At 62.1% G+C, this 9017-nt stretch carries 5 protein-coding genes and 1 pseudogene; all 6 read right to left on the reverse strand.

From position 1 onward, the window contains the following. A pseudogene (locus tag K5Q19_RS14130) lies at positions 1–163 on the reverse strand (conjugal transfer protein); the annotation flags it as partial. A gap of 11 nt (positions 164–174) precedes the next feature. Then, the gene (locus K5Q19_RS14135; protein ID WP_292946293.1) at positions 175–462 is read right to left on the reverse strand and encodes a TrbC/VirB2 family protein; all 288 of its coding nucleotides are present in this window, start codon (positions 460–462) and stop codon (positions 175–177) included. A gap of 41 nt (positions 463–503) precedes the next feature. Next, positions 504–1487 (reverse strand): P-type conjugative transfer ATPase TrbB, encoded by a 984-nt coding sequence (trbB, locus tag K5Q19_RS14140; protein WP_137776150.1) that lies wholly within the window; start codon positions 1485–1487, stop codon positions 504–506. Between the two features lie 297 nt (positions 1488–1784). Next, positions 1785–3917: a protein DpdD gene (gene dpdD, locus K5Q19_RS14145; RefSeq protein ID WP_137776149.1), complete on the reverse strand. Its 2133-nt coding sequence runs from the start codon at positions 3915–3917 to the stop codon at positions 1785–1787. Next, complete coding sequence (dpdK, locus tag K5Q19_RS14150) at positions 3914–4441, reverse strand: phospholipase D-like domain-containing protein DpdK (RefSeq protein ID WP_137776148.1); 528 nt, start codon at positions 4439–4441, stop codon at positions 3914–3916. Before dpdK ends, dpdD begins: the two co-directional genes overlap by 4 nt. Continuing rightward, the gene (gene dpdJ, locus K5Q19_RS14155; RefSeq protein WP_137776147.1) at positions 4441–9015 is read right to left on the reverse strand and encodes a protein DpdJ; all 4575 of its coding nucleotides are present in this window, start codon (positions 9013–9015) and stop codon (positions 4441–4443) included. Before dpdJ ends, dpdK begins: the two co-directional genes overlap by 1 nt. Positions 9016–9017 lie beyond the last annotated feature (2 nt).

The raw sequence follows: 9017 nt of genomic DNA on the forward strand, positions 1-9017 counted from the left end.
CCCCGGCGATCCACAGCCGGAGGCCAAGCCCGATCGCGGCCGCCAGCGTCGCATTGGCGATCGCCAGCCCGCGCGGAGCGCCGCCAAGCAGGATATGCTCGGTCAGCGCGCGGTGAACCGGAACGACATAGCCCGGCATAGCTTCGGGCGCCGCGGTCTCCATTAGACCCCCCATCACACCAGCGCCCCGCCGCCGAACGAGAAGAACGACAGGAAGAAGGAGGAGGCCGCAAAGGCGATCGACAGGCCGAACACGATCTGGATCATGCGCCGCGCGCCGCCCGACGTGTCGCCGAACGCCAGCGCCAGACCGGTGGCGATGATGATCATGACCGCCACGATCTTGGCGACGGGGCCCTGGATGGACTCGAGGATCGACTGGAGCGGTGCCTCCCACGGCATTGACGAGCCCGCCGCATGGGCAGGCTTGGCGATGGCAAGAGCAACGAAGCCGCCGAGCATGGCAACAGAGAGGCGGGCACGGGCGCGCGATAGGGTACGGATCACGATGAAACTCCTGTGGCTGGGGGTGTGATGGGAAGGATGGTGTAGTCGCCGTGGGCATCGAGGCCGGTGACCTCGGCGAGTTCGGCAAGCCGCCGTCCGGTCCCGTCGCGGACCAAAACGGCGATCACATCAATGGTCTCGGCGATCAGCGCGCGCGGCACGGTGACCACGCTCTCCTGAATGAGCTGCTCCATGCGCCGCAGGACCCCAAGCGCCGATCCGGCATGGATCGTACCAACGCCGCCGGGATGGCCCGTGCCCCAAGCCTTGAGCAGGTCGAGCGCTTCGGCTCCGCGCACTTCGCCGATCGGAATGCGATCGGGCCGTAGGCGCAGGGCCGAGCGGACCAGGTCCGAGAGTGTGGCAACGCCGTCCTTGGTGCGCAGCGACACGAGGTTGGGCGCAGCGCATTGCAGCTCGCGGGTGTCTTCGATCAGGACCACGCGGTCGTCGGTCTTGGCGACTTCAGCCAAGAGCGCGTTGGTGAGGGTGGTCTTGCCGGTCGACGTGCCGCCAGCAACCAGAATGTTCTTCCGGGCCGCAACGGCGCGAACCAGCGCGTCGGCCTGCCATGGAGACATGATCTCCGCCGCGACATAATCGGCGAGCGTGAACACCGCCACGGCGGGCTTGCGGATCGCGAAACTTGGCGCAGCCACCACCGGCGGCAGCAGACCCTCGAAGCGCTCACCCGTATCGGGAAGCTCCGCCGACACGCGCGGCGCCCTGGCATGAACCTCGGCTCCGACATGATGCGCTACCAAGCGGATGATCCGCTCGCCGTCGGCAGCGCACATCCCGATTCCCGTATCGGCGATCCCCGCTCCGAGCCGGTCGATCCACAGCCGACCGTCAGGATTGAGCATGACCTCGATGACCGAGGCATCTTCAAGCCAGGCGGCAATCTCCGGCCCGAGCGCCGTGCGCAGCATGCGCGCGCTGCGCGATGATGCTTGCGACTGGATGGGGATGACGCTCATGAATTGCCCCGTTCAGACGATGCGGCCGACCACCGGCTGCACTTACGAGGCGGATCAAAAGGACATCAGAATGGGGTTACGCAACAGTTTGTTGCGTTGGGCGTAGGCTAGCGAAAGGGGAGAAAGTTGCGGCGGGTGGCGCCCAGCCTTCCGATGATGACGAGGCACCGCCACCGTAGGTAAAGCTTCTCGAGGCATTCTACAGGAACTCTCCCTAGGGTGCTCGATGATCACGCGAAATGTCCATTTTCTGCAATCATTAGACCGTCTGCGTTGACCCAATCGCGACCCCCTGATTCACTTCAGCAGATGGTCCTCAATCGCACGCAAGATGCTCGAGAACCCCTTGCCTTGCGAGTAGAGCAACGCCTTGCTGCCACGATGTTCGCGAATGAAATCAGTGGCGGCATGCTTGGCCGACAACCAGGTCATCACGAAGAGATCAGAGTTTTCTGCCAATGCGCGTAGTGACACGCTCCCACCATGGTCGGCGTTAGTAGTCACCCGGACTGCTGACGTGATCGCTTCCAGTGCAGCCTTTGCGTGCCTGCTCGAAGATTCAGTCAGCGAGTAGATGGCAATATGCAAGCCCGCCAAGCGGCTAGCCAGGTCGTCGTCCGCCGGTACTTCAACATCTGCCGCCGTCGCAGGCAACGACCATCCGAGTTCACTCGATAATGTTGTGACAGCGATCCGCTGAAGGCGCGTCAATCGCCCATAAATTGGAACGATACGGGCAAGAATCCGGTGTAAGAATATCTCTCGAGCATCGGCATCGGGGGCGGCAGCGTTCATGAAACTCTCGACGAGTTCCAGAACCCAATAGATCATGCTTGCTCCGAAGCCGTCGTTGGCCATTTCGTCGACATCGGCGATCAATTCACGATACGCCTTTTGGTCGATACCCGAGACCAGAAGTGCTTCGATCAGTACTTGAGAGGACTCATAAATTGTGGATCCGCGCGCGCTCCCTAGCGCGAACAGGGTGAGCAATCCTCCATATAAGGAGGAGAACGCTGCTCTCGGGAAATCTGGGTCGCGCTGCAACCAGGCAACCAGATAAGGTAAGGCCTGAGAAGTTCGATCCGCTGCGAGATCATCACCTTGAACCTCCTCAAGCGCCGCGACGAGTGCACGAACCGCTACCGGGTCACCGGTTGATGGTCCTATCTCCCATTCATCCTTGCCTAGGCGTGCGATATCGAGCGCATTGGTGAAGGCCGGATCGGCAGCGCGATCAAGCCAGGCGATCCAAGAAGTCGGGGGCGTAATACTCGCCAGTTCATCAGTCGCCTGCACGATCGGCCGAAACGGCATGGTTTCACGCAACAAGGCCAGTTCATCAGGATTGAGCCGCGCCATCGCGGCCATTGCGTCAGCCAGCAGGTCGATGCTGTCGACCGCGTCGGCCTGTATCAGCGCTTCACGCGCGGTATCAATCGGAGCTGCGACTTCCACTGCCTGAGGCGTGAGCTGAATTTGGGCCGGCAACAGCGTCGCGATCCAGCCCAGTTCCTGCGCCCGGTCGGCAAGGATGGCGAGCAGGTCCTGGCGACCACGATCTGAGAGTGCTTCCAGACCGAGGAGGCGCCACCCACCTACCCGCAACCCTGGCAGCGGAGAGGCGATAACCATAGACTGCAAGAAGGACTGGACTGAACCCTCGTACGCAGCGCGCGAATTCGCAACATTCTCGTCGTCGAACGGCGCAGCTATATGGGTTTGATATAGCGCTTCAAGGAGGATCGCAGTAATCGCGGGCGTCCTGCGTGCGACGCAAAGGCTCGAAAATTCGGGTAGGGCGATAATCGCCGCCCAATCCTCGAAGGTGGCGAGTAACTGAACTTCGAGAAACTTGACGTTGAGCGCATCGAGGCGAAGTTCGCTGCGAAGGCGATCGAGAATCTTTTTCGCCGCATCACGGCGCCCGACATTGAGATAATCTTGGAAGCGCGCGAGCAGCCAACCGGTCTGAACCGGCACTGAATGCTGTAATTCGGGGGCGCGGGCAAGTGTATCCCGCGCGCGTAGGACCGCGCGTAACGCGGCGACGCGCGAGCGGTCATCCACGGGTAAGCGCATGATGGCTGTGACCGCAGGTTCTGCTAGCAAGAGACGGGTACCAACCGGGTCAGCGGCATCGAATGACTTCGGTATTCCATCGAAGTCGGTAAGCGTTGGTCCGGCAAACGCCAGCAAGACAGGTTTGAGCCGCCTCCAGTCCGACATGGTCGGCGCGGCGACATCGATATGCATTGACCCGGTGCTGTCGATGATGGGCACGAGAGCTCCGGGCAAAGCCTCGGCAACAACTGACTGGATCAGATCCGCGCAAAGTGCCGCGAGTTCGGTGTCTGCGCCATCGCATGGCTGGAGCGCGATGATGTCTGCCAGCACAGCCCGGGCTGCATCGAGATTCGGGCCGATCATGCCATCTTGCCTTCCCACCGGGATTCGAGCTCGACCGACTGCTCTGCTACCGCAGCCGGGTCCGTTCTTAGCACGAGATGTTCGCCGTTTATCGAAATGCCGTTCAGCGTGAGGTTCATCGATCCGCTGAGGAAATAATCTGCCCCCAGCAAGCCTTTAGCGTGGAAGCTTTTCTCCACAGTCCATTTGATTTGATCGCCGTAGCGTGCCTTCAACGCCTGCAGCCTAGCGATGAAATAGTCATTGTGGCCATCCTCGCGAATCACCAGCCTGATCAGGACACCGCGCCCGAGCAGTGCGCGCAGCAGTTGCGACAAGCGGATCGGGGCGGCTGGCCAATCCGGTTCTAGTGCCGCAAATTCGCGCGCCGAATTGTCGATGATCTCGACGTCGCTAATCCAGGCGAAGAACAGCCACAGCTTTGGACTAGGATAGATGAGTTCTGCGACAAAAAGGCTCTGAAACAGGTCTCGAACTGCCCGCGACTGCGCAGGCCCATGAAGATCCCTGGAAGGAAAGGGCATCAGACCTGCTCCCTCAGCGTCAGAGTCACCAGGACCCTGCCATTGGCGCGTTCAGTGCGTTCTATCGCGGGGAAGAACTGGAGCACGCCAACACTCACTGGTGTGGCCGAAAGGCGGACGAGAGCCGCGCGAAACAACCGTGCCTCGCCTGCCTCGGCGACAAGACGGGCGGTTCCCTGTCCCTCAAAGGCTGTGGCGAGTTGCGCTTCCCAATTGGGATCGCTGAACGCGATCGTCGAGATTGCGTGGCTAAGCAGTAGATGGCGAACGACGGCCGGATCGGTCGAACGGGTTTGGCGGAACGGATTGTAGGATTGCAGCACGCGTTGGCGCACTTCATTTGCACGTGGCCATAGCAAGCTCGTGATCGCCGACAGGACTGTCACATGCGAGATTGCTGCGGCCGGCAACGTCGCGGCAAGAAATGCGCGAACGGCGCTGGCCAGCGTGGCATCGCGGCTCGCGATATAGGCATACTCGCGCAAGCCGATGGCGATCCCGAATTCGACCTGAATCGCGTCCCAATGGGTCTGCAGGTCGAGAAGCAACTGATCAAGTTGAGGCCCGGATCCCGCGCGCAGTATTCGGTTATTGAGCGAGACCGACAACGCATGGCTAAGATCGATGCCGCCGTGCTGCGCAAGGGTGTGCGACAGCGTCCGCCACAAGATCGCACGCTCATTGTGCGAGTTCGTTGCGCGCAAGCGCGCGACTTGGTCGCCGATCACGACATCGTTGGTAGCGAGCGATAGGATCTCACGCAGGCTTCCGTCGACGAGCTCAAGGTCGCTGGGCGCCAGCGCCGCGTCGAGTGCCGAGAAGAACAGCCGCGGTTCGGATGCGAAGCGGTCGGCAAAGGCTTCGAGTACACCTGCACCACCAAGTGTCGTTTCGCTTATCCATACGCTCGCGACATCGGAGGTCGCATCATCGCGGATATCGACGAGCAGCGCATCAACCGTCGCTTGGCGCGGTGCGGCAGCGATACAAGCCTGGAGCATCGCCTCGCCGAGCGTTTCGAGGACCAAGCGGCGAAGCCACGCGCTGAACATCATGGGGTCGACCGTCACCAGTTGCGCAGCTAGCGCGCGCAGCCGGTCCCGCACCACTGGACTGGCGAGGTGAAGAAGCAGCGCCTGCTGTAAACGGCCTCCCACGCCGGCGCTACCGGTAGCGGCCGGGCGTACGCCATCACCACCGCCATCATCGTCAGCATCGCTGTCTTGGGTATCGTCGCTATCCGGTGGCGTCGGTGGCATCGCACCGAATACCTCTTCCATGACCGCGCGAAAGACGCTTTCGATCCTGTCGTCGTCGAGCAGGTCGGCAATCGTCTCGGAAAGCGGCCGATTGTTGGTCGCGGCATCCGCAAGCAGCGCCGACAGCAGAAACTGGATCAGCCACTCGCGCTGAAACTGGTTGAGATCGTCGGGCAGGAGTGGGTCAAGCCGAATTAAGTCGCGGATATACGCGAGCTTGGTCGCCGCCAAGACATCCGGCGGCATGTGGTCGCCACTCAACATCTCGGTATGCGGCAAGGCGAGATCGAGCCGGAACCCGTCGACCTCGAGTTCGAAACCGACGGCGGCAGGTTGATCGTCATCGCTGGTGAAGGTCAGCGTGACCGGAAAATCCTCCTCCAGCGTGCGGATACTTGCCTGAGCAGTCCCGGCAAAGCGCCGGACGCTGACACTCGAGCGGAACCGGTGAAGGTAGAAATCAATCGCGCGAACGTGATGGCGCCATTCCGATCGCGTCGGTACCGGCACGCTGAGTGCGTCGCCATTGGCGACAATGTCGGATTGCCAGACGAGCCGCGCATTGCTGCTCGGCAGCGCTTCGGTCCGCGCGGCGCGTTCGAGGCGGACGGTCCAAGGTCGAAAGACCAGCAGTGGCGGTCCGCCGACATGGTCGTTAAGGCTGCCGGTAAAGCTGCCAACGAATTCATGCTCGAGCGCATAGTCGCTTATTCGGCGGTCCTGCTCCGGAAATGCCGGATCGACCGGTATCCAGTGCGACAACGCCCCACGCTCATGCGCAAAACGGCGTGTAACACGCCCGGGTACGAATTGATTGAGCGCCTGAAGGATCGGCATCTGCTCGATCCGCTCCTCGTGATTGACTGTCGCAGGCGGGATAATGACTCGCACTTCGGGCAGGCTCAGGTCGCTGAAGAGGTTACGCGGGATGAAATCGGGCAGCGGATGGTGATCGACCTGCAGATCGAGCGTCGCGCCGGCATTCGGGATCGCCAATTGCCAGCCCCGGAATAGCCGTCGGACCAACGTCGGGACCGCCTCGAGTAGCAGCGAACGCGGCGCTTCCCACAGCAATGCTTCGGCCGACGAGCGGTCGATTCCGAGCGCGCCCGTGAGATGCGTCCGTAGATCGTCGATGGTCGCGGCGTCGCCCTGCACCAATTGGGTCAGTTTGGCCCGGGTGCGATCGAGGACGGCGCGCTCGGCGGGGCTTGCCTGCGGCAAAGGGCGGCTGAGCAGGTTCCATTGCCAGGCCTTTTCATAGCCAACGGTGGTCGCCGCTAGCCAATCGAACAGCGCGAACACCGCCTGGATCTTCATCACATAAGGGTTTCGGATCGGGAGATATTGCGGCTCGAGCGAGGGATCGAAGAGATGCTCGAACGCCTGATAGAAGGCGCGGTCGCGGCCATAGTCCGACAGGACGGTCAGGGTGATCGGGCGCATCGCACGGTCGCGGCCGGCGCGACCCTTGCGCTGCAGGAATGAGGCCATGCCGCGCGGCGCTTTGTGCTGGATGACGGCGCCGACAAGCGGGTCGTTGAATCCAACCTCGAGGGCCGCAGTTGCAACAACGATGTGGGCCGATTGATTGACACCAGCATCTTGCGAGGTGGTGCGCCCTACCACGAGGCGGCGATCGAGTGGATGGCCGATATCCTCGCATATCCGCCATCGCTGTCCTTCGACATCGCGCACCGCGGCATCGGGTCCGGCCCGGCGAATATTCGCAAGGGGCATCCGCGCCGCATCGGGTTGGCCGAAAATCGTGAAAGCCTCCGCGTCGCGCAGATCGTCATAGAGGCGATTGGTGACATCGAGGTCGTCGGTGAACAGGAAGGCGCGCCGGCCAAAGGTGCCTGACGCGTTGCTCGCGCCAGGCGGATCGAGGAGTCTGGGAAGCAACATCGAGGTCTGGATCGTTGTCGAGAGCAATGACGCGCGCGACGCCGGGTCGCCACGCAGCAAGATCTGATATTCGGCGCCTTGCTCCTCGAACTCTTCGAGCGTCGGCGAGATCTCGACGACATCATCCAGATCTGCGCCGGTCAAGTCAGAGAAGAATCGCGCGGCGTCGCCGAGTGTGGCTGAGAGACCGACCCAGGAGATCGGCGCAGCCAGCAAATGCCGCCATCGGCGCAGGGTCAGTGCAGCTTGCGCACCGGTTCCGCCCTCATAGGTGTGCACTTCGTCAAGTAGGGCAAGCAACGGCTTGCGCGCCGCCGGGAGCCCAACGCCGAAAAGGCCTCGCATCCAGTGATCGGACAGGCGCTGGTTCAGGATTTCGGTCGTCGTAAACAGTATGTCGGGTGGATTGCGCTGCAGTCGGGTCCGGGTCAGCACAATCTGGTCGTCGCCGATCCCCTGACCGCAGCTTTGCTGGACACAGGCGAGCCGTTCGGCTCCCGCACTGATATCGACTCCGCGCCAAACGAGTTCGCTGTCGCAGCGCGGACAGCGCATCCATGGGCAAACGAAGTCCTCGCCGCGTCGGACCCAGTTCTTGTCGGTGAGTTCCTGGCGGGTGGCGCGGGTTGGGGTCTTGCCGAACAAGGCGCCGATGATCAGCGGCCGGCGCCCGTGTTTTGCGAGCGTCTGATCGACCGTTCGTGCCATCCGAAACGCTTCGGCAAACTGGTCCTTGAGCAACTCGATCCGCGGGTAGATCGCGATTGCCTTTACCCAATGATCGGCACCGATCGCTTCTCCGATGCGGATCATGCCGGGCAAATAGAAGGCGATGGTCTTGCCGCTACCTGTACCCGCGGTGACGATCGTGCCGCCATCGTCGGTCGCCGCCGACAGGCGCAACGCCGCTCGTTCCTGAAAGCTCGCGAGTTTCATACCCTCGCGCGCAGTAAGTGCCAACCACAGGTCTTGACGCAGTTGTGATCCGCCGAGCACCGACGCATGCTCTGTGAGGATGTCGGTGGGCAGACGCTGCCGCTTTGGAAAGCGCCGCGGGCGACAATCAACCCGAAAATCGGCGACAAGCGACGGCGCGCCCTGCCAGGGCTTGTTGGGAAAAAGTTGCCGGTTGGCGGCCAGCAACCGCATCATTTCAGCAAAGCGCGAGCGGATCCGGACGTCGCCGCCGACGCTTGCCATCTCAAAGATCAGCTTGGCGTCGATCAATTCCTCGACGAGATCCTGCCCGTCTGTGCTGCTGTCCCCAGCAGCCTCGCAGACCTGATCGCCGAGATCGAAGGCTTCTGCCTCGCTCAACGAGCCGTCGGTGAACCCCCATTCGAGGGAGCGCATCTCAATGGCTTCGATGCGGTCGAGAACCGCGAGGGCATGGGTGGACACGGGCATGA

The organism is Novosphingobium sp. (assembly GCF_019748365.1).
Classification (GTDB): domain Bacteria; phylum Pseudomonadota; class Alphaproteobacteria; order Sphingomonadales; family Sphingomonadaceae; genus Novosphingobium.